This window comes from Marinobacter salinus (assembly GCF_001854125.1).
Taxonomy (GTDB): Bacteria; Pseudomonadota; Gammaproteobacteria; order Pseudomonadales; family Oleiphilaceae; genus Marinobacter; species Marinobacter salinus.
In genome coordinates, this window is record NZ_CP017715.1 from 1,974,184 (window position 1) to 1,999,772 (window position 25,589).

A 25,589-nucleotide genomic window follows, 5' to 3' on the forward strand; every position below is an offset into this window, starting at 1 on the left:
AGTAACTGGCTAATGCTGCGCATCCCCAAAATGGGGGATGGCGCAGACCTCGATCTAGTTGTTGCCTATTATCTATGACGGCCACGCCGACCGTTCGTCTCAAAAAATGCGGCCAAAAGGTCATATTGGGCGCCGCCATGTGGTCAGACTGGGCTGGAATCACGGCATTGAACCATCCGTCGTCCGCACCGGACTTTTCCTCATTTTGGCATTTAATTTCAGTAGGTAAGCGTGTGAGCATTGCCTGAAACGGATAGCAAGATAGGGTTCATGCCGAGATTTGAGGCATTATAATTATTAATTATCGATATCAAGCTTCTGTAATAACTCGTAGATAATCAGTAAAGGAATGTAAGCAGCAACTTCCTTGGCAGCTGTAGTAGCCCGACTGCATAGATATTAATGAGCGGAACCCATTGCTTTATTAACTGGACCGGAACACCCTTTCCCTGAATATCACCGACGAATTCGGCAAGCCCATAACTGCTTGATGGGATAGCTCCAATTGTTCTCCATGGACAATGTATTCGGATCGAGGTTAACCGTTCGTTAGACAACTAAATCAGACCGCTTTAAGCACGACTCAATCAGGTCCGTCACCCTGTTGCAGCAAACACTTCAAATTTTTCTTGTTGACGAGTAATTCACGACCTTGCATCAGCACCGGCGCGATAGTTACTTGAGGCCTTGTTTGGTATGCTTTGGCGCTTTCATCCGCAAGGATTGAGCGTGCAAGCAGGTGCCTTCACTTCAGCTGCGACGTGACTCTCAGCACCTACAGCTAATTTGTTCCAAGCCTTAGGCAACATACGATCGGCAGAAACCTTCACTACGAAAACCGGTACATACTTGGTGGATCAGGGCGATCCCAGCGAAAAACCACGGCAATTACCGTTATCGCCTACCAGCTGAAACAAAGGCGATAACCAAGAAAAATCAGGCTAGAACGCGAATATGACAAGCACCGACCTATCTTCACACACCCCGATGATGCAGCAGTACCTGAAGATCAAGGGCCAACACCCCAATGAACTGGTGTTCTACCGTATGGGGGATTTCTACGAGCTCTTCTATGAAGATGCCAAGAAAGCAGCCGAGCTGATGGACATTACCCTGACTGCCCGGGGCCAGTCAGGGGGCAACCCGATTCCCATGGCGGGCATCCCCTATCACTCATCCGAAGGCTACATTGCCCGGCTGGTGCGGGCAGGTCAATCCATCGCCATCTGCGAGCAGATCGGCGACCCGGCCACCAGCAAAGGGCCTGTTGACCGACAGGTCGTAAGAATCGTTACGCCGGGCACACTTAGCGATGACGCCTATCTGGAAGACCGCCGCGACAACCTTTTGGTGGCCATCTATAACCAGCGGGAAGAGTTCGGCTTTGCCTCTCTGGACATTTCCAGCGGTCGTTTTGCCGTGTGTGAACTGGAAAACCTGGAAGCACTGCAGGGCGAGCTTCAGCGCCTCCGGCCCGCGGAAGTCCTGATCAGCGAGGACTTTCCCTTTCAGGACGTCCTGGAAGGCTTCACCGGCATCCGTCGCCAGGGCCCCTGGCTGTTCGAACCCGATACCGCCCGCCGTGTGATTACCCACCAGCTGCAGGTGCGGGACCTGACGGGTTTCGGTTGCGAGGACCTCACACTGGCTGTCTGCGCCGCAGGCTGCCTGCTGCAATACGCTAAGGAGACCCAGCGCACCGCCCTGCCCCACATCCGTAAACTGACGCGGGAGCGGCGGGATGAGGCTGTAATTCTTGATGCCGCCAGCCGGCGCAATCTTGAAATCGACACCAACCTGATGGGCGGCCACCTGCACACTCTTTCCTGGGTGATGGACCGAACGGCCACCTCCATGGGCGGGCGCGAACTCAGACGCTGGCTCAATCGTCCGCTGCGGGACATAACCGTGGTATCACAGCGCCAGCAGGCGGTCTCAGCGCTCCTGGACGGCTTCCATTACGAGCCCGTGCACAACCTGCTGAAGACGGTCGGCGATATCGAACGGGTTCTGGCCCGAGTGGCTTTGCGGTCCGCCCGCCCCCGGGATCTTGCCCGTCTGCGGGATGCCTTCCAGGCTTTGCCGGACCTTCAGGAGACCCTGAAACCGGTCAACTCCCATCATATCGTGAAGCTGGCCACTGTTATTGGCGAATACCCCGAGCTGGCTGACTTACTTGAGCGATCCATCAACGACAACCCGCCAGTGGTTATTCGTGAAGGAGGTGTGATCCGTGAAGGCTTTGATGAGGAGCTGGACGAACTTCGTAACATCAGCGAGAACGCCGGCCAATACCTGCTGGACGTAGAAACCCGGGAAAAAGAACGTACCGGCATCAGCACTCTCAAGGTCGGCTACAACCGGGTACATGGCTACTACATCGAAATCAGCCGCGCACAGTCTGACCAGGCTCCGGTGGATTACATCCGGCGCCAGACCCTGAAAAACGCCGAGCGTTTCATCACCCCGGAACTGAAACAGTTCGAGGACAAGGCCCTCAGTGCCAAGAGCCGGGCCCTGGCCCGCGAAAAGGCCCTCTATGACAGCGTGCTGGAAACCGTTGCCGAACAGCTGGCACCGCTCCAGGATGCAGCCCAGGCACTTGCCGAACTGGATGTGCTGAGTAACTTTGCCGAGCGAGCGACCACACTGCGTTTTGCCGCACCAGAATTCAGCGACTCACCAGGCTTTGACATTGAAGAAGGCCGGCACCCGGTGGTGGAACAGCTGCTGGACGAACCCTTTGTGCCCAACGATCTCTTGATGGACACCCAGCGCCGCATGCTGGTGATTACCGGCCCGAACATGGGCGGTAAGTCCACCTACATGCGCCAGGCTGCCCTGATCGCGCTGCTGGCCTATACCGGCAGCTTTGTACCAGCCAACCGCGCGGTTCTGGGTCCAGTGGACCGGATTTTCACCCGCATGGGCTCATCCGATGACATTGCCGGCGGTCGCTCAACCTTCATGGTGGAAATGACCGAAACTGCCAACATTCTTCACAATGCCACGGAATACAGCCTGGTCCTGATGGACGAAGTCGGCCGCGGCACCAGCACCTTCGATGGCCTGTCTCTGGCATGGGCTACGGCCGAGCACCTGGCAAAGAACATTCGTTGCTATACCCTGTTTGCCACCCACTATTTTGAACTGACCCAACTGGCCGACGAGCTCCAGCATGCGGTTAACGTGCACTTGACCGCTACCGAGCACGACGACAGCATCGTATTCCTGCACAACGTCCACGATGGTCCCGCGAGCCAGAGCTATGGCCTGCAAGTGGCCAAACTGGCGGGCGTACCCCAGGAGGTGATTCGCAACGCCAAAGGTCAGCTTGCCCACCTGGAGGGCAGTGCCACTCCGTCGACTCCTTCCAGCCAGGCTCCGGCGCCCAACGAACCGGAAACGCGACCAAAGCCATCAACGCGGATCAGCGAGCCGGTGATGCAGGGTGATATGTTTGCCAGTCTGGAACCCAGTGTGGTCGAGGAGGCACTGAAAACTCTTGAGCTGGACGACCTAACGCCAAGAGACGCTCTGAACCAGCTTTACGAACTGAAGGCATTGCTGCTCAAATAGGGAAAGATCAGAAATTTTTGACCTGAGTAATAAGGATATAGCAGCCCAAGGCTTGCGGGTACGCAGGGCGCTCCCTACAATATCGCGCATTAAAACATAACCATGGAGCCTGACGACAAGCTCCCGATGAGATTGACCACTGGACCGGGGATCTGACTATGGCGTTTATCGTTACTGATAACTGCATCAAGTGTAAATATACGGACTGCGTGGAAGTCTGCCCGGTAGACTGCTTCTACGAAGGCCCGAATTTTCTGGTAATCGATCCGGACGAGTGCATCGACTGTGCCCTGTGTGAGCCAGAGTGCCCGGCGGAAGCGATTTTCTCCGAAGACGAGTTGCCGGCTGATCAGGTTCCGTTTGTTGAGCTGAACGCGGAACTGGCCGCAAAATGGCCGAACATCACCGAAAAGAAAGATCCGCTTCCGGATGCGGCAGAGTGGGATGGCAAGCCGAACAAGCTCCAGTACCTGGAAAAGTAAGGCCCGGTCAGAATAACCACTGATTGAACGAAAAAGGGAAGCTCACATGCTTCCCTTTTTCTTTGAGCATACACATAGTGAATTATGCACTGGCCAGCTTGGCGCCCATAGCAACAAAGAAGCCGCCGGTCGTTGCGTTCAGTGCGCGCTTTACCTTGACACTCGCACCCAACCCCCTGAAACGAACCACCACCCACGCCAGCCCGCACTGCCAGATCATCGCCAGAAGGAAGTGCACGCCTGCCAGAATCAGCGATTGCTGAAACGCATTACCTGTCGGATCCACAAACTGGGGCAGGAGCGCCATGTAAAACAGGGCTGTCTTGGGATTAAGAACGTTGGATAGCAGTCCTTCCCTGAACGAGACGGCAACCGAGACCTTGCGCTTAACGACGGCAGGCCGGGTATCAGAATCTTCGGCACCTCTCCCCAGAGCCTGACGTAAAGATGCAATGCCCAGCCAGATGAGATAAAAAGCACCCGCCCATTTAAGCGCTGAGAAGGCCCAGGCCGTTTCCACCAAGAGGATGGAAATACCCAACGCCGAGAGCGCAGCGTGGATGAACAGACCACTGCAGATTCCGACACTGGTCACGCAACCGTCCTTCAGCCCCCCGCGCCCGGTGTTGCGCATAACCAACAGCGTATCGACACCGGGGGTAATCGTGAGCAGAGTGATCGCAATGAGGTACGCCCAGAATAATTCCGTAAACACAAATGTCTCCGATTGACGCCAGAGGCGGCCCTGATCAGGCCTCCGGCCCAAGAATCTTGCGTATTGCCGCTGACTTGTAAAAACCCGACAACCTGCGACGAACCAGAGCCTCAACATAGCCCTCTTCGCGCAGAACATCTATAACCGGAATTGCGTAGGCATCGATCTCGCCCATAATCACGTCATGGTTAACCCCAACGTCGTTGAGCAGGTCGGAAATTGGCCGCTCACCATATTTGGCAAACAAGTGCTCGACCACCGCGCGGGCACAGCCATCAAAGTAGGCGGTTCTGCGAAACTGCAGCCAGAACTCGTAACCCAGCACCACGAACTCCTGCAACTCAACATCGCCCAACCCTTGGCGCAGCTCCTCTATTGTTTGGTCCTCCACGGATACCCACGCGGCCATCACGCTGTCCCGGAGCTCGTCATCTGTCAGGGCCTTATGCAGAAACTGCTCACTGCGGATAATCAGATCAGGCAGACTGTCCGACAGCCAGGTTTTGATCCGTCGCTCAAAAGTTTCATCCAGACCCGGCATGGCCTTATTGGCCATCCGTTTGCCGAATTTCATCATGGAACCCACACCCGGGACCGACTTGGTAATCAGATTGTCCTCGTAGAGGTAGTTCACCAGACCTGCATAAACCAGACTGGAAACCAGTTCCTGGTAGACCGGATGTGCCATGATTTCACTGATCACCCGTTCACGCTGCTGGCGCAGCTCCAGAGCTTCTTCAAGGAATCCCGTGGCCTGCTCGCGACTGAGAATCTCGCCAAGCGTTGTCCGTTCCTGTACCGGCGAGTTCATGACTTCTGTCGCCATTTCAGCGGCCAGCTCCGGGATACCGGGATCCAACTCCATATTAATTACGATGCGATGAATCACGCCCATCACCTGATCAACAGAGGTCAGCCGGTTAAGGGTAATGCTCTCAGCATGATCCAGGAGTTGCATCACCTCCTACTCCAGAAACTTGCGCAACTTTGCGCCTTTAAGCGCTGCCATTTCGTATTTTACATGCTGCTCCAGCAGCTCGCTGGCGAGGTTCTTGTCGCTCGTGGTCATGGCTTAAGCTGTCCTGTGCTTTGGATAGGGAGAATAGACCAAGAGGCTAACACGGGAGACCCGGTGAGCGGTTCGCCAAAACTACCGGAAGGATTATGCGGCGGGGCAAATGCGGGCCACGGCACAGGCTCGTCAGGGCCTACTGAAAATCCCGGAAACTATGAGGCTCCGCAGCCAAAGCCAGGCAAAGGCTGCCCGGACCAACATAGATGGAGCTGGTTATTCCCATTTGGGACAGGAGAAGCTCCACACCGTTGCTTTCGCACGCAACCCGGAGCCGGTTGAGTCCCGGCAGGTCCTCGATTTCAGTCCAGGTCAGACCGCAGGACAGACTGACGTATGGCGTCAGCAAGCCTGCTTCAACGCGCGCAGCTGCGTAATTCATGACCTTTTCGACAGCAACGTCAAAGCTTCGTGTTTTAGCCACTGGTTGGCCCTCGGCCCCCTGTCCAAAAATGACCGGCGTAATGTTCAGCGCCTTGCCAAGGAAAGCCACCACGGCTGAAACGCTTTTGTCACCACGCTTCCGTGCGCGTTCTCTAATATAGTGAAGGTCTCTGGGGATCACACACGTATAAATCTTGTCAGTGAAGGTTTCCACTTCATGCCGGAGAGCGTTTTTCGAAAGTTTCTGCTCGATCAGCTTCAAGGTATGAGCAGCCAGCAAACCCTGCCCTGAAAAAATCTGTTTGCTATCAATGACTCGCATGGAAAACTTCCCGTCCCGACCAGCCGCCTGGCGGGCCTTCTCATAGTTGGCCATAACGCTGTTCATGGCCTCCGTGGCGTTCTGATAAATCAGACTGCGGCTACGAGTTACCGTTTCACAAATGGCGACATCGAACTGGGTAACGATCTTCTCAATGAAAAGGTCATGGATTTTATCGGCGGTGTAGGCGCGAGTCTCTGCCTGATGGCCCTTTTGCAGTAGCCCTTGCTGATAGAACTCCTGGGTTCTGACCGGGTCGTGCTCGTCGATATAGGTTTCACCGTCAATCATGGCGGTCACGGGGAGGATGAAAAGATCGTGCTTGCGGCTGAACTCATAGGGTAGATCACACGCAGAATCGACGATCAAACCAACTCGCATGGTGGGGCCTCCAGCTGCGGGACATTCCGCAGGGGGAACGCCCTTTATTTCATTGTTTTTTTAGGCAGCCAGTCTTACACAACCTGGTCAGAATTTCAGCACTTCACCGTCAACCGGCCTGAGAAACGGATTCCAGTTCCTTGAGGTTTTCCTCCAGCAACCGGCGATTGTCATGCTGCCACGGATGAAATCCCTCCCGGAAATAGGCGAAGAATTCCGGTAGGCACTTACGTATCACACCAGGCTTACCCCACAGAAAGTTCAGCCCACCAAGCCAGGTTCGAAGGCTCCACAGTTTTCCGTCAGTCTTGAGCAGACTGCAGGTATTGAGAAAGGTGTACTTGAAGAAATTCCAGCTGACAAACAGGAAAACAACCCGGCGCAGTCGTTCATTGCCTACGCATTCCCGGTAAACATCGAAAGCAACGGACTTGTGTTCGGTTTCCTCAATGGCATGCCAGCGCCAGAGTCGTGCCATGTCGGGCGTGGCACCTGACATCCACTCGGGGTGACGCAAAATGGCATTGGCCAACACAGCCGTGTAATGCTCCGCCCCGCAGGTACCCGCAAGCTGGCGACTGGGCGGCAGGTTGGCTACCCACTTCATGTGTTTAACAAACCTCCGGTCGATCGCGTCGATGTCGTAGCCTCGGGCCTTCAATGCCTCGTTATAGTGCTTGTGCTCGCGACTGTGGAGGGCTTCCTGGCCAATAAAACCGCGTATTTCCTCTCTCAGTTTGGGGTCTTCAATCCGGTCACGATATAGGCGCACGGCATTGATGAACTGCTGCTCGCCGTCGGGAAACTGCAACGACAGCGCATTGAAAAAAGCGGTCCTGAAGGCATTGTTGCCATGCCAAAAAGTCTTGAGGTCCTCTTTGACATCAAACCTTATGTGCCGTGGCTGTACGGACACACCTTCGGGTGTTGAGCTGATGGTCATGACTGCCTCCTGTCTCTGTCGAATTGTTGTTTTAGCTTGCGAACAGCGGACAAAACATCATCTATTGGGTCAGTTTAATCCCGAATTCAGGACGGACGGAAGGCTTTGGCAAGAAAAATCGGACAAATTGTCACGAAATGACAACCTGTCATTCCGCTCAGCAGCAATAAAAAAGGGAGGCATTTCGCCTCCCAAGGACACACAAGGGGAAACTGCCTTCAACCAGAGAGCTGAGGCAGCGTGTCAGAAAATCAGCCCAGCTCTTTGGCCTGATCCCGCAGTACAAACTTCTGGATCTTACCAGTAGAGGTTTTGGGCAGTTCCGAGAACACGACCGTCCGGGGCACCTTGAAGCGGGCCAGGCGCTCACGACAGAAATTGATGATGTCCTCTTCGCTGACATCACCCGCCTCCGGTTTCAGAGTCACAAAGGCGCAGGGTGTTTCTCCCCACTTTTCATCCGGCCGGGCAACCACGGCCGCTTCCAGCACCGCGGGATGGCGGTAGAGAGCATCTTCCACCTCGATGGTTGAAATGTTCTCGCCGCCGGAGATGATAATGTCCTTCAGGCGGTCCTTGATCTCCAGATAACCGTCTTCGTGCCAGACCGCCAGGTCGCCGGTGTGGAACCAGCCGCCACGGAACGCTTCTTCGGTCGCGGTCGGGTTCTTCAGATAGCCCTTCATGGTGGTATTGCCGCGGAGGAAAATCTCTCCGATAGTCTTGCCATCTTTTGGCACCGGCTCCATTGAGTTGGGATCACCCACCATAGTGCCTGCCAGGGTATGGTAACGGACGCCCTGGCGAGCCTTGATGCGAGCACGATCCTCAAGAGGCAGCTTGTCCCACTCAGACTTCCAGGCACAAACCGTAACCGGGCCGTAAACTTCGGTGAGCCCATAGGTATGGGTTACCTTGAGGCCCATTTTTTCGATGGCATCGATCACCTGCGCAGGCGGCGCTGCACCAGCGGTCATGGATTTGACTTCGTGATCAATGCCGGCTTTGGCAGATTCGGGTACATTGAGCAGCGCGTTCAGAACAATGGGCGCGCCGCACATATGCGTAACCTGATGATCACGAATGAGCTGCAATATCTTCTCGGGATCGACACGGCGCAGGCAGACATGAATGCCCGCCATCGCGGTGATGGTCCAGGGGAAACACCAGCCATTGCAGTGGAACATGGGCAACGTCCACAGGTAGACCGGATGCATGTCCATCGACCATACCGCCTGATTGCCCAGAGCATTCAGATAAGCGCCGCGGTGATGGTAGACCACGCCTTTGGGGTTGCCGGTGGTGCCGGAGGTATAATTCAGGGAAATGGCATCCCACTCGTTATCCGGAAATCCCCACTCAAAGCCGGGATCACCTTCCTGCAGGAACGCCTCATAATCCAGGTCACTGACCTGAACGCCCTCGCCATACTCGGGATCATCAACATCGATAATTAACGGTTTGTGTGCCAGGTGCCGAACGGCATCCTTAACAACCTGCCCGAACTCCCGGTCAGCAATGACCACTTTCGCCTCACCGTGCTCCAACATGAACGCGATCGCGTCAGCGTCCAGCCGAACATTCAGGGTGTTCAGCACTGCGCCAATCATCGGCACGCCAAAATGACTTTCCACCATGGCGGGAATATTGGGGAGCATAACGGCGACCGTATCGCCACGGCCGATTCCGCGCCCTTTCAAAGCAGAGGCGAGGCGTCGGCAACGCTCGTAGGTTTCTCCCCAGGTGTACCGGATAGCACCATGCACGACCGACGGATATTCCGGGTAAACACTTGCGGTGCGTTCGATGAAATCAATCGGGGATTGAACGGCGTAGTTGGCATCGACGGGCTCCAGGCCCTGATCAAAAATCGAGGTCATTGCGTGGTCCTCTGTGAGCGCTGTTGTTCTTATGGCCTATTTCAGGAGAATCGCTAAAGCAGTTATAATTTCTGCTGGCCGGGATAGTATTTAATAGTGGCATTACTAGAAACTATACCAACGTATTATAGTGGATATGCTATAACTTATTTTCATGATGGACTCTCCCTCTCCTACCGTATTTAGTTTGCCAGACGCAGACCCGCAACCCGGGATCGTGCTGGACTCTGCCGCCCGGGTACTTGAGGCCAACCGCGCGGCCCGGGATTTGTGCCGAATCGCCTCAGTGGCGGATGTTGGCGACCTGCTACCGGTAAATTCAGTAGCGCTCGTCCGGTCGGCCCTGGATCAAAGCCGTGCTATCGAGGCCGTTGAATCCAGCATCTCGACAAGGATATTGCTTTGGACGTTCATTCCTGATCACGTTAGCGGCCAGGTTCTGGTGCGGGCAAGAGACGCCACAAGCGACGTGCGCATGCAGCAAGACGCTACCCGTTCGAACCGGCTCTATCGGCTCATTACCGAAAACACCACAGACCTGATTTCCCGTCACGCCCCGGATGGCACATTCATTGACGCCACCCCGGCCTCCTGGCGGCTTTTGGGTTACTGGCCCGAGGAATTACGGGGGAAGCCGCTGGAAGACATTTTTCAGGGCAACTCGGTAGCCCAGCAACTGATGGAGACACGCAACCGGCTTCGGGATAATGGTTACGCCACCATGACGGTTGAGATCGTGCATCGGGATAGCAGCAAACGCTGGTTCGAAATTTCCAGTCGTGCCATACGGGAGACCTATACCGGGGCGGTGATAGAAGTAATCAGCGTAACCCGGGACATCACCGCCCGCGTTGAGTCCGAAAAAAGTAACCGCCGATTGGCGGATGAGCTGGCCCATGCTGCCCGCCTGGCCACCATGGGTGAACTGGCTTCCAGCATCGCCCATGAGATGAACCAACCTCTGGCGACTATTGTGAACTTCGCCAGCGCCAGCCAGCGTTATCTGAAAAACGCACGCTCTAATCCCGACTGTCTTGAACGTGTCGATGATGGCCTGCACAAGATTGTTCATCATGCCAATCGCGCCTCGGAAGTCATCAAACGCTTGCGGGCCTTCCTGCGTAAGGGTCAAAAGCGTACAGCACCCATTTCCCTGAACGACCTGGTGACCAATGTCTCCCATCTCTGCCAGTGGGAGGCCGAAAAAAACGGAGTTCAGATCACCGAAAAACTGGCCGGCTGCGCACCCATTATTACCGCCGATCCGGTATTGCTGGAGCAGGTCCTGATCAACCTGATTCGTAACGGCATTGAAGCCAATGTCGAATCCCGGGAAGGCAGGAATGACAACAAACCGTCCACAATCGTCATCAGAACCTGCGTGACCGAAGCCCGGGAAACCCTGATTGAGGTCACCGACGAAGGGCCCGGGCTGGATGACCAGGGTATTCGCCAGATGTTCCAGCCGTTCTACACCAGCAAGCCGCAGGGGCTTGGACTCGGGCTGTCCATGAGCCGGTCAATTATCGAGGGATTCGGCGGTTTTCTTGACGCCTGCCCGGCCCGCGAGGGTGGCTTGTCCCTGATCTGTCGCTTTCCCGCCACCTTCTGCAACAAAAACAAAGCCGCCAAGCCAACGGAGACAGACCCAAATGACTGATCACCCCGCCCCGGAAACCACGACGGTATACGTTGTCGACGACGACGCAGGCATGCTGGAATCCACTCAGTGGCTGTTGGAATCTGTCGGCCTGCAGGTAAAGGCGTACAGTGACGGCCGTAAATTTCTGGACGCAATCACCGGGAGAAACCTGGGCTGTGTGGTTCTGGATGTCCGGATGCCGGGCCTGGGCGGGCTCAACGTTCAGGAAGAACTGCAGAAGCGGGGGCTGAACCTGCCCATTATTTTTGTATCCGGCCATGCGGATGTGCCGATTGTCGTTCGAGCGTTCAAGTCTGGCGCCTTCGACTTCATCGAGAAGCCCTTCAACGAGCAGCTATTGCTGGACAGTGTGCAACAGGCACTGCAGGAACATCATCAGATCAAAGGCCAGCAGCAAGGGAACGTTGAGACCGAAAATCTGTTAGGCACCCTTACCCGCCGTGAGCGGGATGTTTTCCTGCCACTGGCGCAGGGGTTCACCAGCCGCGAAATCGCCGACCAGCTCGATGTAAGCGTGAAAACAATCGACCTCTACCGGGCACGGGTGATGAAACGGCTTGGTGCAGAGCGTTTGCCGGACGTGACAGGCATGGCCGTCGCCGCCGGCCTGCTGGACCCGCTCAATTTGCGCAATGAACCCTAGAAACTAGTCCGCAGCGCCCTGAACTTCATGGGCCAGGGCGCCCAGCCGGGCGACCGCCTGCTCAATGCGCTCGGTCCACGGGTTGGCACTGTTAAGCCTCAGACAGTTGTCGTACTTATCGGTGGTGGAAAACATCAGACCGGGTGCGACATTGATGTTCTCAGCCCGCGCCCGTTGAAACACTTCCGTGCCCGAAACCCCATCCGGCAACTGCACCCAGAGCACAAAACCTCCCTGTGGCCTGCTGACAGCGGTATGCTCTGGAAAAGCACGGGCAACTGCAGCACGCATTCGCTCCGAACACTCCCGGTAATGCTGCCTGGCAGACCGAAGGTAACGATCATAGCTGCCCTGCTCGAGAAAATGCGCTACCGCCAGTTGGGGGATGGAAGAGGTAGCCAGGTTCACAAAATATTTGTGTTGCCGGGCACCCGCCATATAACGGCCCGGCACCATCCAGCCTAACCGAAGGCCGGGTGAAATGGTCTTCGAGAACGAGCTGCAATAAATCACATTATCCGTCCGGTCAAAAGCCTTGGCCGGCCTCGGGCGATCACCGGTGTGGTTCAAATCGCCGTAAATATCGTCTTCAATCAAGGGCACGGCCGCAGCCGCCAGCATGGAGACCAGCTGTTTCTTGCGCTCATCGGGCATCCGGGCGCCCATGGGGTTACTGTGATTGGTAACCACAACGCAGGCCTTCAGGGGCCACTGCTCAAGGGCCATCTGCAAACCGTCAAGGCTCAACCCTTCCGAAGGGTGCGTGGGGATTTCAATCACCCGAAGCCCGACCACTTCCAGCGCCTGCAGGATGCCGGGGAACGAGGGAGACTCAACGGCAACAATGTCACCGGGTTGGGTAACCGCCCGAAGAGCCAGAATAATGGCTTCCTGGGCTCCGTTCGTCGCCAGCACATCGTCCGGTGTAATCGGCACACCCAGTGTTGCCATTCGCTGGGCAATCTGGCGCCGAAAGGACTCTTTACCCGGGAAAGCATAATCCAGCGTCTCCAGGCCTCGCCGGGCAGCCCAGAGCGTGCTTTTCTGAATCTGGCGAAGGGGCAGGTAGTCCGGATGAGGAATGGCTGTCGCCAGAGGCACCATGCGCTTCTTTTCATCAGCGCAAAGGTCCAGGGTCATCTCTCGGGCGGTCACAGGCACCGGGCGCGTCCGGTGCTTCTGCATAACCGGCTCCGGGGCATCCAGTGCCGGCAAACGGACAAAGTATCCCTTGCGCTCCCGCGCCTCCAGATAACCACGTCCCTCGAGGGTCTGGTGCGCCTGCAATACCGTAGAAATACTCACACCGTACTGCCGGCTGAGCATTCGCACGCCCGGCAACCTGTCCCCGTCCCGGTATACGCCTTCCTTGATCAGCGCCTGAAGCTGATCCGCCACCTGATTGTACAGAACCCCCATGGTCCACCTCACTCACACGCCGTTATTGCCCGATGGCCTCATTGCATCAGATTCAAGGCCTGTCGAATCAGTACAGTTTGCCGGGAATCTGACCAGTACAGATATCCGTTAATATAGCCTGTACCGGTTCAAAACAGGATTATCTGAATCTGTTATGGCTGTCCGTAGTGTCTCAGAATATCGTCATGAATAAACGCCGCCCGGGCTTTATTCTGATCACGTGAACAAGGAGCAGAAAACATGACACACACCATCTACCAGGTAGACGCTTTCACTGACCGCCTCTTCGGCGGCAATCCCGCTGCCGTTATGCCTCTTCAGGAATGGCTGCCGGATGAGACGCTGCTGGCACTGGCCGGTGAGAACAACCTCTCCGAGACGGCTTTTTTCCTGCCATTGTCCAACGACGATGACACCGATTTTCACATTCGCTGGTTTACGCCCGGTGTTGAGGTGCGACTGTGCGGTCACGCCACCCTTGCCACGGCCTGGGTGATCTTCAACAAACTGGGCTGGAAGAAAGACAGCGTTCGTTTCCAGTCGAAGAGTGGCCCCCTGGGCGTCGAACAGCACAACGAAGGCTGGCTGGCTCTTGACTTCCCCAACCTCGCCTTTGAGCAACGGGAAACGCCTTCGATCCTGCGAGAAGCCCTGTCCGGCGTGCCGGATACCGCGTTTTTTGTGCCAAGTGACACCAATTACATGGTCGTGCTGGATAGCGAAGCGGCCGTGCGCGCTGCGCAACCGGATTTGCGCACGCTCACGAAACTCGGAAACCAGGGACTGATTGTGACGGCCAAAGGGGACCAATGCGACTTCGTCAGCCGATACTTTGCCCCGGGTGCAGGTATCGATGAAGATCCGGTCACCGGCTCCATCCACAGCGTATTGGTACCCTATTGGGCTGACGTCCTGGGCAAAACAGGAATGCATGCCCGTCAGGTCTCGGAACGGGGCGGTGAACTCCGATGCGAGTTGAAGGGAGATCGCGTATCCATAGCCGGCCAGGCAGCATTCTTCATGGAAGGGAAGGTTCAGCTTTAAGCTACCTGGTTACACGATGGCAATGTCGATCGGTGATAGATTCGCAGCGCGCCGGAGTATAACTACATCCACATCCCGAGAAGGAGCCCGAAACATGACCGAAACCAAGGCATTTGCAGCACAATCCCCAACCTCTGGCATGGCCCCTCACGGAATCAGCAGGCGATCTTTACGCAGAGACGACGTTGCCATTGAAATCGACTACTGCGGTGTCTGCCATACCGACATTCATTTCGCCCAGAACGATTGGGGCGTCACTCAATACCCGGTTGTCCCCGGCCATGAAATCGTCGGTCGCGTCACAGCCGTGGGTCCCAACGTCCAGAACTATCGGGAAGGCGATGTGGTTGGCGTTGGCTGCATGGTTGACTCATGCCGTGCCTGTTCTGCCTGTGAGGCCGGACTTGAGCAATACTGCTCAGAGGGCATGACAGGCACCTACAATGGCAAGGATCGTCACGACCATTCCGTGACCTTTGGCGGCTACTCGGAGCGTGTCGTCGTCAGTGAGCGGTTCGTGGTCCGGATTCCCGAGAAGCTGGACATCAAAGCAGCCGCACCCTTACTGTGCGCCGGCATCACCACGTACTCCCCGCTGCGTCACTACGGCGTAAAAGCCGGCCACAAAGTCGGCGTTATCGGCATGGGCGGGCTTGGTCACATGGGCGTCAAATTTGCCAAGGCACTCGGTGCCGAGGTCACCATATTCACCCGATCAGAAAGCAAAGTATCTGAAGCCAAAAAACAGGGTGCCGATCACGTTGTGATCTCCACTGACGAAGATCAGATGGCCGCAGCGGCGGAGACGTTGGACTTCATGCTGGATACGGTGCCGGTACAGCATGACCTGAATCCGTACCTTAACTGCCTGACCTACGATGGCACTCACATCATCGTCGGGTTGCTTGAACCGATTGAACCGGCCTTGGAGGCAGGGGCTCTGGTATTCAAGCGACGGGTCCTGGCTGGCTCCCTTATTGGTGGCATGCCAGAAACCCAGGAAGTTCTGGATTTCTGCGCCGAACATGACATCAGCTGTGATGTGGAAATGCTCGATATCCACAACATCAACGACGCTTATGAACGGATGAAAAAAGGTGATGTGAAGTATCGGTTTGTTATTGATATGGCAACACTGAAAAACAGCTAGCAGTATCCCGTATAATACCCGCACATTTATCAAGTGCGGGTATTCATGGGTTCGGACTACGACGTAATTATTATCGGTGCAGGGGCAGCAGGCCTGATGTGTGCCGCCACGGCAGGTTACCGGGGCCGCAAGGTCCTGGTTATCGACCATGCCAACAAACCGGGCAAGAAAATCCTGATGTCCGGTGGGGGCCGCTGCAATTTCACAAACCTGAACAGCAACCCGACCAATTTCCTGTCCGACAACCCGCATTACTGCATTTCCGCACTCAAGCGTTACACCCCCCAGGACTTTCTGGAACTGGTGGAACGACATGGCGTGGAGCATGAGGAAAAAGCGGCGGGGCAGTTGTTCTGCAAAAACAGCGCAAAAGACATTTTGAATGTCCTGCTTACCGAATGTGAATGGGCCGGCGCCGACATCAGGCTTAAAACCTCGGTATCCCGCGTACAAAGCACCGATACCGGTTATAAACTGGCTACCAACGCTGGCACCCTCACCTGCGAATCCCTGATCGTTGCCTGTGGCGGGCTCTCTATTCCTACCATGGGCGCCACCGGCTTCGGCTACGATATAGCGAGGCAGTTCGGGCTTGAGCTTCTACCCACAAGAGCCGGTCTGGTGCCATTCACCCTGCAGCCGGAACTGAAGGAACAGCTCTCGCCCTTGTCTGGCGTAAGCTGCCCAGTCGATGTCACCTGCCACAACCAGCATTTTCGGGAGCCCATGCTGGTGACCCACCGAGGACTGAGTGGCCCATCAATGTTGCAGATCTCCAGTTACTGGCAGCCGGGTGATGAACTGTCCGTCAACCTGTTACCCGCCAACCGTATTCACGAAGACCTTCTGCAACTGCGTAAAGCCAAACCTCAGTCTACGATCGCCCATTACCTTGCCCAGCATCTGCCAAAGCGGTTTGCCCAGGCTTACAACGACTTGAATGGCTGGATCGGTTCGCTGCAAGGTTACAAGAACAGTGACCTGGAGCAGGTTGCCACCACGCTCGGGCAGTGGAAAATCAAACCAGCGGGTACTGAGGGTTACCGGACCGCCGAAGTCACACTTGGCGGCGTCGATACCCGTCAGCTGTCCTCCAAGACCATGGCGGTGCTGGAACACCCGAATCTGTTTTTTATCGGCGAGGTGGTGGATGTGACCGGCCACCTTGGCGGCCACAACTTTCAGTGGGCGTGGGCGTCGGGTGTGGCAGCAGGGAATGCTGCCTGAACCAGGATCGGTAAATGACAACGGGTATTGCAGTGTAACATCCGCTTAACCTAAAAAGGCCAAGCTTGGGCGCTATTCACCTTTTCGGGCTTTTTGCGTGTTGACGTCGAAACCCGAAAGTCTGCCCGGGTCAGCGAGCCCACTCTCTGAGGTGACTCAATGCGCATCACTTTTCTGGGAACAGGTGCGGCCGGCGGAGTACCGTTATTCGGTTGCCAATGCTCAGCCTGTGTGATCGCCCATAACAGCCCCGACTATGGGCGCGAGCCCTGCTCGGCATTAATCGAATCCGGGGGTATCCGCATTCTGATTGATGGCGGCCTGATGGACCTGCACAAACGCTTCGGGCCCGGCGAGTTGGATGCCATCCTCCTGACGCATTTTCACCCCGACCACGTGCAGGGGCTGTTTCATCTGCGCTGGGGTAAGGGACCGACCATTCCCGTCTTCATACCCCCAGACCCGGATGGCTGTGCTGATCTTTTCCGTCATCCCGGCATGCTGGAGTTCAGACCTCAGGTGGCGTTTTCCGCATTTCAGGTTGGACCATTGAAAATCACACCTTTGCCTCTGATTCATTCAAAAATCACCTTTGGCTACGCCATTGAGCTTGCAGACGGACCGGCTTTTGCCTATCTCACAGACACCCGTGGCCTGCCGCTGGAAACCGGCGATTTTTTGCGGGCAATGAAACCTGATGGGCTGGCTATCGACTGCTCCTTTCCGCCGTCCGATGAACCAAAAGGTCATAACGACTGGACTATGGCTCTGGACTGCATTGAAGCCGTTAGCCCGGTCCGGACCTGGCTTACCCACATCAGCCATGAACTGGATGACTGGCGCCTGAGCACAAACCCAGACCTGCCCGCCGACATCCGGGTTGCCAGGGACGGAGAGCAAGCGAGTCTGGCACCGGCCGCTGGAAAGCACCCTCATGAATGAAGCCGAGCTGGCGCTGGATACCCGAAGCCTTCTCCGTTTAAACCTCCTCCACGCCTCCGTCAGTTTCACGCTCCTGTCTTAAAACCTTCAACCCGCTGTCATCCAAGCGACACCCAACCGTCACAGCTGCCGAAGACACTGTCTATACAAGTTGCAGACACAAGACGGGAGGCGTCCCATGGAGCCCGAAATTCAGATTCAAGGTTTGTCCAAAACGTTCGGCAAAAGCAGCCGCAACGACAAGGCTCTGAAAAATATCGACCTGAGCATCGAATCTGGCGAGATGGTAGCTCTTATCGGCCCGTCAGGATCCGGCAAGTCGACCCTGCTCCGGCACTTGGCCGGCCTGAGTTGCGGCGACTCGGACAGCGGTGAGATTCGCGTCCTGGGGCAATCGGTTCAGTGCAATGGGCGGCTCTGCTCCGATGCCCGTAAAATTCGGGCCCGGATCGGCTACATCTTTCAGCAGTTCAATCTCGTGGGCCGAATGAAGGTAATGACCAACGTGCTTACCGGCACCCTTGGCCGCGTGCCTGGCTGGCGCGGTTGTCTTGGGCTGTTCAATGCCGAGGAGAGAGCCTTGGCGCTGAAATGTCTGAACCGGGTGGGCATGGACGCCTGGGCGAATCATCGGGCGTCCTGCCTTTCCGGCGGCCAACAACAGCGAGTCGCCATTGCCCGCACCCTGACCCAGAAAGCCGAAGTCATCCTTGCGGATGAACCCATCGCTTCCCTGGATCCTGAATCTGCCCGCCGGGTCATGGAAATTCTCTCCGACATCAACAGCGTAGACGGTCGCACCGTGGTGGTTACCCTCCATCAAGTGGATTACGCCCGTGAGTTTTGCCGCCGCGCCGTGGCACTGAAAGCTGGCGAAGTGGTTTTCGACGGTCCTTCAGAAGAGCTGACCCCCTCACTTCTCGCCAGCATTTACGGCACCACCTCGTTCGATGTCGACGGCGAACCCGTTAAAAGAAGAAATACCCGCGAGCCCGCTAAAGGGTTTGCGCTGGCACCCGCCAGCTGATTCCGAAACCGTTCATGCACTTTAACCAAGAGCCACAAACCAGAGGAAAATAAAGATGTTCAAGCAATGGATCAGTCGCCTGGCCCTCGCTGCTGCCGTCACCGTCAGCGCTACCGGCCTTCAGGCGGAAGAACAGAAAACCCTCAACTTCGGCATCATCTCAACCGAATCTTCCAGCAATCTGAAAAACGTCTGGGACCCCTTCCTTGCAGACATGTCCGAAAAACTGGACATGGAAGTGAAGGGCTTCTTTGCACCGGATTACGCCGGCATCATCCAGGGCATGCGCTTCGACAAGGTAGACATCGCCTGGTACGGCAACAAGTCTGCCATGGAAGCGGTCGATCGTGCCGGTGGTGAAGTTGTTGTGCAGACCGTCGCCGCCGACGGCTCGCCGGGCTACTGGAGCCTGATGATCGTCCACAAGGACAGCACTCACCTGAACAGTGTTGAGGATGTTCTGGCCAACGCGAAAGACCTTACCTTCGGTAACGGTGATCCCAATTCCACTTCCGGTTTCCTGGTGCCCAGCTATTACATCTTTGCGAAAAATGGCGTCAATCCCAAGGAAGCCTTCAAACGCACGCTGAACTCCGGCCATGAAACCAATGCCATGGCAGTTGCCAACAAGCAGGTTGATGTCGCCACCTTCAACACCGAGAGCATGGAGCGGCTGGAGATCAACTTCCCGGAGAAAGCGAAAAATCTGAAAGTGGTCTGGAAATCTCCGCTGATCCCATCCGACCCGATCGTCTGGCGCAAAAACCTGCCTGAGCAAACCAAGCAGAAGGTCTACGACTTCCTGATGACCTACGGCACCACCGGTGACAAGCACGAACTCAAAGTGCTGGAAGACCTCCAGTGGGCCCCCTTCCGCGCCTCCAGCAACGACCAGCTGATTCCCATTCGTCAGCTGGAGCTGTTCAAGCAGAAAGCCGGGATCGAGAACGACGAAAACTATTCAGAGCAGGAAAAGGCCCAGAAGCTGGCTGAAATCGAAGCCCAGCTCGCCGGTCTGGAGCGTCGTCTCGCGGCTCTGGACGCTGCCCGCGAAGAAACCAACTGAAGAGCCTGGTGGCTGGCCTGCAGGGCCAGCCATTCCCGCGCCGGGGCGATCCCGGAAACTCCAGATCAATAACCCAAAGGCGACGGGCGATTATCATGCATAGCATATCGGCAACACCAACAAATCCCTCTGCCAGTCAAAGCAACCTGATGTCGCGGAACTGGACGAGCCTTCTGGGCTGGGGCATCGCCTGTGCGATCCTGGCCTGGTCCTGGGGCGGGGCGGAAATGAACCCTGCGGCACTGTTCGCTGATGGCAACAACATGGCGGTGTTCGCCGCCGATTTTTTTCCGCCCGATTTCCACAACTGGCGACTCTACCTGAGCGAGATGGTAACAACCGTTCAGATCGCCATCTGGGGCACGGTCATGGCCGTGGTTCTGGCCATTCCCTTCGGCATCATGTCGTCGGAAAACCTGGTGCCCTGGTGGATTTGCCAGCCGGTCCGGAGGCTCATGGATTCATTCCGGGCCATCAACGAAATGGTCTTTGCAATGCTGTTTGTGGTGGCCGTGGGCCTGGGCCCCTTTGCTGGGGTAATGGCACTGTTCATCCACACCACCGGGGTTCTGGCCAAACTGTTCTCCGAAGCGGTGGAGGCCATTGACCCTGGTCCCGTTGAAGGGGTTCGTGCCACCGGGGCCAGCGGGCTTCAGGAAGTCATTTACGGCGTTATCCCCCAGGTTCTGCCGCTGTGGATCTCCTATTCACTCTACCGATTCGAGTCCAACGTCCGCTCCGCCACGGTGGTGGGGATGGTCGGCGCAGGCGGTATAGGTGTGATTCTCTGGGAGAGCATGCGCGGCTTCCAGTTCGCCCAGACCTGCGCAGTGATGATCATCATCATCGCCGTGGTTACCTCGCTGGATATCGCTTCCCAGTGGATTCGCAAACGCTTCATCTGAACCGGCTCATCCGAATTCCCGCTTCGGCGGGATTTTCAATACTCCGGATTGTCTAGACAAGAGGAAAACCGATGGCCATTTACCAGGAAGTCGCCGAGACGCTGGAACAGGAAATTCGCCGGAATCTGAGTTGCGGAGACTATCTGCCTTCAGAGGCTGAGCTGGCGAAGCGTTTTTCAATCAATCGCCACACCCTGCGCCGCGCAGTTGACCAGCTGGTTGACGCCGGGATGCTCCTGCGCCAGCGCGGCAAGGGCACACTCGTGGTGGAGCATTCCGTGGAATACAACATCGGCGCCCGGGCCCGCTTCAGTGAGTCCCTTAAGGCCATGGGTCACACCTCCTGCGCTGAAGTGATTGGCCGCCGTGTACTGGTGGCCGACGAGCGTCTTTCGCACTCAAGCGGGATCCCCGCAGGAACACCCATCCTACAGGTGGATACCCTGCGCAGCATGGATGGACGCCCGGTCAACCTGATCAGCCACTACCTGCGCCGGGATGCCTTTCCCGGGTTGGAAACCAGTTATGAGGGCGGGTCCCTGCACGCCCACATCGAAAACAACCATGGCGTGAAACTGCTTCGCCAGCAGGCACTGATTGGCACCACCCTGCCAAGTCAACGCGAAGCAGAGTTACTGCAATACCCCCGGCATATGCCGCTGCTGGTGGTGAAGTCCAACAATGTCCGAGCCGGCACCGGCGAAGTGCTCGAATACAGCGTTTCCCGGGGCCGCGGCGACAGTTTCGAATTCAGAATTCAGCCCAGCATCACCGATTTACCCACGGGAGAACCCACCCCATGACCATCGCGAATACTTTCTCAGAAAGTCCCGAAGCCAATCCGGAGGTCACCGCCCGTCAGCACTGGATGTCCGTGTTGGCCAGAGCCGATCTGGACGCGCTTGAGTCCTACTGGCAAAACCTGACACAAAAGCCCTCCTACCGCTGCCTGCGCAAGCCGGAAATCGGCCTGGCCATGGTGCGTGGCCGGGCCGGGGGCGCCGGTGCCCCCTTCAATCTGGGGGAGGTCACCGTCACCCGATGCGTGGTGGAACTGGAGGCCGGCGCCCAGGGCTTTGGCTATGTAACGGGCCGCAGCCGGCGTCACGCCGAGCTGGCCGCGCTATTCGACGGCCTTATGCAGCAGGACAGCAATCAGCACGGGCCCGCGCTGATTCAGCCCCTGTACAGGCAGTGGCTGGCACGCCGTGAACAGGTCTCCCGCAAGGCGGCGGCCACCAAAGTCAATTTCATGACCATGGTAAGAGGGGAGTCAGGCCAGTGAGCGCTCAAAACGAATTTCAGTCTTCGGCAATGCCCACCCTCTCACTGACGGGGCTATGTGCCGGATTCGAGGATCCGGTCCAGCAATCACAACAGGTGTTTCGTCACGTACTCACGGCACTTTCGGAGCCGGGGACACTTCAGAATCTGCCAGTAAGCGAGACCCCGGAGGGAGTCCATATCGCCTCCTACCAGATCTGTCTGGCACTTCTGGACGCTGAAACGCCCCTGTGGATTGGCCCCTCCCTGAAAACCAGTGCCCTGGTCAGCGCACTGCGCTTTCACTGCGGCTGCCCTGTGGTGGACGAACCCGAGCGGGCGGAATTTGCCCTGACAACACCGGACTTTGATGGCGATTTGAGCATTTTTGCCCAGGGCAGTCATGAATACCCCGACCGGTCCACCACGCTGATTGTCCAGGTCGACAGTCTGGATGCGACCATTGACTGGACCCTGAGCGGTCCCGGAATCGATGGCGTTCGAAGGGTAGGTATTGCCGGGCTGGATCCGCGCTGGCCGGCCATGCTGGCTGACAACCTCAGGCGCTTCCCCTGCGGTGTGGACCTTCTGTTAACCGCGGGAACTGGCCTGATGGGTCTCCCGCGCACCACCAAAGTGGAGGTATAACCATGTACGTTGCTGTCAAAGGCGGTGAGAAAGCCATCGACCAGGCCCACAGCTGGCTGGATGAGACCCGTCGCGGCGACACCTCACTGCCGGAACTGACCGTTGCCCAGATCCGGGAACAGATGGCGCTTGCCGTTGACCGGGTCATGACCGAGGGCTCTCTTTACGATCCGGAGCTTGCGGCACTCGCGCTCAAACAGGCCAGCGGCGACGCGATAGAGGCCATATTCCTTCTGCGGGCCTATCGCACCACCCTGCCCCGTTTTCTGTCTTCCCTCCCGGTTGAAACCAGCAGAATGGCCATCCGGCGCCGCATTTCGGCGGCCTACAAGGATCTGCCCGGAGGACAGGTGCTGGGTCCGACCTACGACTACACCCATCGGCTGCTGGATTTTACCCTGCTGGCCAACGGTGAGCGCCCGGCCACGGAGTCTTCTGAAGAGACCGTGGAAGAGTGCCCTCGGGTACTGGACTTCCTCAACTACGAGGGTCTGATTGAAAGCCCGTGTCCGAGAAGCGGAGCCGGCAACCCCAGTGATTCAGCGGAGCCCGCCGATCTTACACGGCAGCCACTGGACTACCCTGCCGACCGGGACCTGCGGCTGCAGGCTCTGGCCCGCGGCGATGAAGGCTTCCTGCTGGCCCTGGCCTACTCCACACAGCGCGGCTACGGCCGCAATCACCCCTTCGCTGGTGAAGTTCGCCAAGGCGAAGTGGCGCTGGAAATAGCCCCGGAAGAGCTCGGCTTTCCCGTCGTCATCGGTGATGTCCAGGTAACCGAATGCGACATGATCAACCAGTTTATCGGCACTGAGACCGAGGCGCCCCGTTTCACGCGGGGTTACGGCCTCGCCTTTGGCAATTCCGAGCGCAAGGCGCTGGCCATGGCACTGGTGGACCGGGCACTGCGGGCGCGGGAACTTGGCGAAGACGTTGTCTCACCAGCCCAGGATGAAGAGTTCGTGCTTTCCCACTGCGACAACCTGGATTCCTCGGGTTTCGTGTCCCATCTGAAACTCCCCCATTACGTGGATTTCCAGTCGGAGCTGGTATTACTGCGTCGGCTCCGCAAGGAGTTTGAGGAGCGCAGATCCCGCAACCAGGAACGCCGGGAGGCGAAACACGCATGACCGCTGCAACCCTTGAACAGACCAGAGACGCCCAGACGAACGACACTGGTTATAACTTTGCCTATCTGGACGAGCAGACTAAGCGCATGATCCGCCGTTGCCTGCTGAAAGCCGTGGCCGTGCCCGGTTACCAGGTTCCGTTCGGTGGCCGGGAGATGCCCCTGCCCTATGGCTGGGGCACCGGCGGCATGCAGGTCACCGCCACGGTGATTGGTCACGATGACGTGCTCAAGGTCATCGACCAGGGAGCCGACGACACCACCAATGCGGTCAGCATCAGGCGCTTTTTTTCCCGCACCGCCGGCGTTGCCACCACGGAATCAACCGTCGAGGCCAGCGTCATACAGACCCGTCACCGGATACCGGAAACGCCCCTTACCCCGGGCCAGATTCTGGTCTACCAGGTACCGATTCCCGAGCCACTGCGCTTCATCGAGCCCCGGGAAACCGAGACCCGGAAGATGCATGCCCTGCAGGAGTATGGCGTCATGCACGTCAAGCTCTATGAGGACATCGCCCGTTTCGGCCATATCGCAACGACCTACGCCTATCCGGTCAAGGTCAACGGCCATTATGTGATGGACCCCTCCCCCATCCCCAAATTCGACAACCCCAAGATGCACGGGAGCCCGGCACTGCAACTGTTTGGAGCCGGCCGGGAGAAGCGCATCTACGCCATCCCGCCCTTCACCCGGGTTGAGAGCCTGGACTTCGAGGATCACCCCTTCGAAATCCAGGGGTGGGACAAGACCTGTGAATTCTGCGGTTCAGACCACTCCTTTCTCGACGAAGTCGTCATCGACGATGAGGGCGGACGCATTTTCATCTGCTCTGATACCGACTACTGCAACCAGCGCGTCGCATGCGGCGCAAATCGGGAGGCCCTATGACCAGCACCGCAATGGCTGTGACAGATGACGCCCTGGCCGAGCCAGTACTCAGGGTAAGCGACCTGCGCAAGCTCTATTCACCGGGAAAGGGCGTCGACGGTGTGGACTTTGAGCTCTGGCCCGGCGAAGTACTGGGCATCGTCGGCGAGTCCGGCTCCGGCAAGACCACACTTTTGCAGTGCCTCTCCGGAATGCTGACGCCGGACTCGGGACAGATCGAGTACACCGGCAAGCAGGGGGAGAAACTCGACATCTACGGCATATCCGAGAGCCAGCGGCGCCTTCTGCTGCGAACGGACTGGGGCATAGTTCATCAGCATCCCCGGGATGGGCTGAGGATGGGCGTAAGCGCCGGGGCGAACATTGGAGAGCGCCTGATGGCCACAGGCGAGCGCCACTACGGCACCCTGCGTTCAACGGGAGAGAAATGGCTGCGGGAAGTGGAGATCGACACCGGCCGCATTGACGACCTGCCGCGCACTTTTTCCGGTGGCATGCAGCAGCGTCTGCAAATTGCCCGCAACCTGGTCACCCAGCCGAGACTGGTGTTCATGGATGAACCCACCGGAGGCCTTGACGTTTCAGTCCAGGCACGCCTGCTGGACATGCTGCGCAACCTGGTGGTGGATCTGGGCCTGTCCGTGGTGCTTGTTACACACGACCTGGCGGTTGCCAGACTGCTGTCGCACCGGCTCATGGTCATGCGTGGCGGCAAGGTGGTTGAGCAGGGTCTGACCGACCAGATCCTGGATGACCCGCAACACCCCTACAGCCAGCTGTTGGTGTCCTCGGTGCTGACCCCGTGAGGCATCTC

At 57.2% G+C, this 25,589-nt stretch carries 23 protein-coding genes; 17 read left to right on the top strand and 6 right to left on the bottom strand.

Features of this window, described 5'->3' with window-relative positions; genetic code table 11:
- The first annotated feature begins 954 nt into the window (after positions 1 to 954).
- Positions 955 to 3,579 (top strand): DNA mismatch repair protein MutS, encoded by a 2,625-nt coding sequence (mutS, locus tag BKP64_RS09005; protein WP_070968754.1) that lies wholly within the window; start codon positions 955 to 957, stop codon positions 3,577 to 3,579.
- 158 nt (positions 3,580 to 3,737) lie between these two features.
- The gene (gene fdxA, locus BKP64_RS09010) at positions 3,738 to 4,061 is read left to right on the top strand and encodes a ferredoxin FdxA (protein WP_070968757.1); all 324 of its coding nucleotides are present in this window, start codon (positions 3,738 to 3,740) and stop codon (positions 4,059 to 4,061) included.
- 82 nt (positions 4,062 to 4,143) lie between these two features.
- Here fdxA and BKP64_RS09015 read toward each other — a convergent pair whose 3' ends face one another.
- The 5 genes from BKP64_RS09015 to BKP64_RS09035 form a co-directional block, all read right to left on the bottom strand.
- Positions 4,144 to 4,776: a LysE family translocator gene (locus BKP64_RS09015; protein ID WP_070968760.1), complete on the bottom strand. Its 633-nt coding sequence runs from the start codon at positions 4,774 to 4,776 to the stop codon at positions 4,144 to 4,146.
- A 34-nt stretch (positions 4,777 to 4,810) separates the two neighbouring features.
- Positions 4,811 to 5,734, bottom strand: a complete 924-nt coding sequence (locus tag BKP64_RS09020) for a hypothetical protein (RefSeq protein WP_227515550.1) — start codon at positions 5,732 to 5,734, stop codon at positions 4,811 to 4,813.
- A 250-nt stretch (positions 5,735 to 5,984) separates the two neighbouring features.
- Complete coding sequence (locus tag BKP64_RS09025; protein ID WP_070968764.1) at positions 5,985 to 6,935, bottom strand: DegV family protein; 951 nt, start codon at positions 6,933 to 6,935, stop codon at positions 5,985 to 5,987.
- A gap of 109 nt (positions 6,936 to 7,044) precedes the next feature.
- The gene (locus BKP64_RS09030; protein WP_070968767.1) at positions 7,045 to 7,878 is read right to left on the bottom strand and encodes a metal-dependent hydrolase; all 834 of its coding nucleotides are present in this window, start codon (positions 7,876 to 7,878) and stop codon (positions 7,045 to 7,047) included.
- Positions 7,879 to 8,129: 251 nt separating this feature from the next.
- Positions 8,130 to 9,758 (bottom strand): acyl-CoA synthetase, encoded by a 1,629-nt coding sequence (locus BKP64_RS09035; RefSeq protein WP_070968770.1) that lies wholly within the window; start codon positions 9,756 to 9,758, stop codon positions 8,130 to 8,132.
- A 154-nt stretch (positions 9,759 to 9,912) separates the two neighbouring features.
- Here BKP64_RS09035 and BKP64_RS09040 point away from each other — a divergent pair, with 154 nt between their 5' ends.
- Both BKP64_RS09040 and BKP64_RS09045 read left to right on the top strand, forming a co-directional pair.
- Positions 9,913 to 11,418 (top strand): PAS domain-containing sensor histidine kinase, encoded by a 1,506-nt coding sequence (locus BKP64_RS09040; protein WP_070968772.1) that lies wholly within the window; start codon positions 9,913 to 9,915, stop codon positions 11,416 to 11,418.
- A complete protein-coding gene (locus tag BKP64_RS09045) occupies positions 11,411 to 12,064 on the top strand; it encodes a response regulator transcription factor (protein WP_070968775.1) in 654 nt (217 codons plus the stop codon). Before BKP64_RS09040 ends, BKP64_RS09045 begins: the two co-directional genes overlap by 8 nt.
- A gap of 3 nt (positions 12,065 to 12,067) precedes the next feature.
- Here the strand turns inward: BKP64_RS09045 and BKP64_RS09050 are convergent, their stop codons facing one another.
- Entirely contained in the window at positions 12,068 to 13,483 is a 1,416-nt protein-coding gene (locus tag BKP64_RS09050) for an aminotransferase-like domain-containing protein (protein WP_070968778.1), read from the bottom strand.
- A 240-nt stretch (positions 13,484 to 13,723) separates the two neighbouring features.
- On the opposite strand from BKP64_RS09050, the gene BKP64_RS09055 reads away from it, so the two are divergent.
- The 13 genes from BKP64_RS09055 to phnK all read left to right on the top strand — a co-directional run bounded on the left by BKP64_RS09055 (position 13,724) and on the right by phnK (position 25,581).
- Positions 13,724 to 14,527, top strand: a complete 804-nt coding sequence (locus BKP64_RS09055; protein WP_070968782.1) for a PhzF family phenazine biosynthesis protein — start codon at positions 13,724 to 13,726, stop codon at positions 14,525 to 14,527.
- Positions 14,528 to 14,621: 94 nt separating this feature from the next.
- The gene (locus tag BKP64_RS09060) at positions 14,622 to 15,677 is read left to right on the top strand and encodes an NAD(P)-dependent alcohol dehydrogenase (RefSeq protein ID WP_070968785.1); all 1,056 of its coding nucleotides are present in this window, start codon (positions 14,622 to 14,624) and stop codon (positions 15,675 to 15,677) included.
- A gap of 45 nt (positions 15,678 to 15,722) precedes the next feature.
- Positions 15,723 to 16,904 (top strand): BaiN/RdsA family NAD(P)/FAD-dependent oxidoreductase, encoded by a 1,182-nt coding sequence (locus tag BKP64_RS09065; RefSeq protein ID WP_070968787.1) that lies wholly within the window; start codon positions 15,723 to 15,725, stop codon positions 16,902 to 16,904.
- Positions 16,905 to 17,063: 159 nt separating this feature from the next.
- Positions 17,064 to 17,846, top strand: a complete 783-nt coding sequence (gene phnP / locus BKP64_RS09070) for a phosphonate metabolism protein PhnP (protein ID WP_070968790.1) — start codon at positions 17,064 to 17,066, stop codon at positions 17,844 to 17,846.
- A gap of 178 nt (positions 17,847 to 18,024) precedes the next feature.
- Complete coding sequence (phnC, locus tag BKP64_RS09075) at positions 18,025 to 18,873, top strand: phosphonate ABC transporter ATP-binding protein (RefSeq protein ID WP_070968793.1); 849 nt, start codon at positions 18,025 to 18,027, stop codon at positions 18,871 to 18,873.
- A 55-nt stretch (positions 18,874 to 18,928) separates the two neighbouring features.
- Entirely contained in the window at positions 18,929 to 19,939 is a 1,011-nt protein-coding gene (phnD, locus tag BKP64_RS09080) for a phosphonate ABC transporter substrate-binding protein (protein WP_070968796.1), read from the top strand.
- A gap of 149 nt (positions 19,940 to 20,088) precedes the next feature.
- Positions 20,089 to 20,844: a phosphonate ABC transporter, permease protein PhnE gene (phnE, locus tag BKP64_RS09085; protein WP_083329190.1), complete on the top strand. Its 756-nt coding sequence runs from the start codon at positions 20,089 to 20,091 to the stop codon at positions 20,842 to 20,844.
- A gap of 71 nt (positions 20,845 to 20,915) precedes the next feature.
- Positions 20,916 to 21,647: a phosphonate metabolism transcriptional regulator PhnF gene (gene phnF, locus BKP64_RS09090; protein ID WP_070968801.1), complete on the top strand. Its 732-nt coding sequence runs from the start codon at positions 20,916 to 20,918 to the stop codon at positions 21,645 to 21,647.
- Positions 21,644 to 22,129, top strand: coding sequence for a phosphonate C-P lyase system protein PhnG (gene phnG, locus BKP64_RS09095; protein ID WP_070968804.1), 486 nt, complete (start codon positions 21,644 to 21,646; stop codon positions 22,127 to 22,129). The genes phnF and phnG overlap by 4 nt, the downstream gene beginning before the upstream one ends.
- Complete coding sequence (gene phnH, locus BKP64_RS09100) at positions 22,126 to 22,755, top strand: phosphonate C-P lyase system protein PhnH (RefSeq protein WP_227515552.1); 630 nt, start codon at positions 22,126 to 22,128, stop codon at positions 22,753 to 22,755. The genes phnG and phnH overlap by 4 nt, the downstream gene beginning before the upstream one ends.
- A gap of 2 nt (positions 22,756 to 22,757) precedes the next feature.
- The gene (locus BKP64_RS09105) at positions 22,758 to 23,885 is read left to right on the top strand and encodes a carbon-phosphorus lyase complex subunit (protein ID WP_070968807.1); all 1,128 of its coding nucleotides are present in this window, start codon (positions 22,758 to 22,760) and stop codon (positions 23,883 to 23,885) included.
- Positions 23,882 to 24,775 (top strand): alpha-D-ribose 1-methylphosphonate 5-phosphate C-P-lyase PhnJ, encoded by an 894-nt coding sequence (locus BKP64_RS09110; protein ID WP_070968810.1) that lies wholly within the window; start codon positions 23,882 to 23,884, stop codon positions 24,773 to 24,775. The genes BKP64_RS09105 and BKP64_RS09110 overlap by 4 nt, the downstream gene beginning before the upstream one ends.
- The gene (gene phnK, locus BKP64_RS09115; RefSeq protein WP_070968813.1) at positions 24,772 to 25,581 is read left to right on the top strand and encodes a phosphonate C-P lyase system protein PhnK; all 810 of its coding nucleotides are present in this window, start codon (positions 24,772 to 24,774) and stop codon (positions 25,579 to 25,581) included. Before BKP64_RS09110 ends, phnK begins: the two co-directional genes overlap by 4 nt.
- Positions 25,582 to 25,589 lie beyond the last annotated feature (8 nt).

Bases quoted from the DNA above. Each gene is read 5' to 3' on its own strand.
- mutS (WP_070968754.1), top strand. From the start codon at position 955: ATGACAAGCACCGACCTATCTTCACACACCCCGATGATGCAGCAGTAC.
- fdxA (WP_070968757.1), top strand. From the start codon at position 3,738: ATGGCGTTTATCGTTACTGATAACTGCATCAAGTGTAAATATACGGAC.
- BKP64_RS09020 (WP_227515550.1), bottom strand. From the start codon at position 5,734: ATGCAACTCCTGGATCATGCTGAGAGCATTACCCTTAACCGGCTGACC.
- BKP64_RS09025 (WP_070968764.1), bottom strand. From the start codon at position 6,935: ATGCGAGTTGGTTTGATCGTCGATTCTGCGTGTGATCTACCCTATGAG.
- BKP64_RS09030 (WP_070968767.1), bottom strand. From the start codon at position 7,878: ATGACCATCAGCTCAACACCCGAAGGTGTGTCCGTACAGCCACGGCAC.
- BKP64_RS09035 (WP_070968770.1), bottom strand. From the start codon at position 9,758: ATGACCTCGATTTTTGATCAGGGCCTGGAGCCCGTCGATGCCAACTAC.
- BKP64_RS09040 (WP_070968772.1), top strand. From the start codon at position 9,913: ATGATGGACTCTCCCTCTCCTACCGTATTTAGTTTGCCAGACGCAGAC.
- BKP64_RS09045 (WP_070968775.1), top strand. From the start codon at position 11,411: ATGACTGATCACCCCGCCCCGGAAACCACGACGGTATACGTTGTCGAC.
- BKP64_RS09050 (WP_070968778.1), bottom strand. From the start codon at position 13,483: ATGGGGGTTCTGTACAATCAGGTGGCGGATCAGCTTCAGGCGCTGATC.
- BKP64_RS09055 (WP_070968782.1), top strand. From the start codon at position 13,724: ATGACACACACCATCTACCAGGTAGACGCTTTCACTGACCGCCTCTTC.
- BKP64_RS09060 (WP_070968785.1), top strand. From the start codon at position 14,622: ATGACCGAAACCAAGGCATTTGCAGCACAATCCCCAACCTCTGGCATG.
- BKP64_RS09065 (WP_070968787.1), top strand. From the start codon at position 15,723: ATGGGTTCGGACTACGACGTAATTATTATCGGTGCAGGGGCAGCAGGC.
- phnP (WP_070968790.1), top strand. From the start codon at position 17,064: ATGCGCATCACTTTTCTGGGAACAGGTGCGGCCGGCGGAGTACCGTTA.
- phnC (WP_070968793.1), top strand. From the start codon at position 18,025: ATGGAGCCCGAAATTCAGATTCAAGGTTTGTCCAAAACGTTCGGCAAA.
- phnD (WP_070968796.1), top strand. From the start codon at position 18,929: ATGTTCAAGCAATGGATCAGTCGCCTGGCCCTCGCTGCTGCCGTCACC.
- phnE (WP_083329190.1), top strand. From the start codon at position 20,089: ATGTCGCGGAACTGGACGAGCCTTCTGGGCTGGGGCATCGCCTGTGCG.
- phnF (WP_070968801.1), top strand. From the start codon at position 20,916: ATGGCCATTTACCAGGAAGTCGCCGAGACGCTGGAACAGGAAATTCGC.
- phnG (WP_070968804.1), top strand. From the start codon at position 21,644: ATGACCATCGCGAATACTTTCTCAGAAAGTCCCGAAGCCAATCCGGAG.
- BKP64_RS09105 (WP_070968807.1), top strand. From the start codon at position 22,758: ATGTACGTTGCTGTCAAAGGCGGTGAGAAAGCCATCGACCAGGCCCAC.
- BKP64_RS09110 (WP_070968810.1), top strand. From the start codon at position 23,882: ATGACCGCTGCAACCCTTGAACAGACCAGAGACGCCCAGACGAACGAC.
- phnK (WP_070968813.1), top strand. From the start codon at position 24,772: ATGACCAGCACCGCAATGGCTGTGACAGATGACGCCCTGGCCGAGCCA.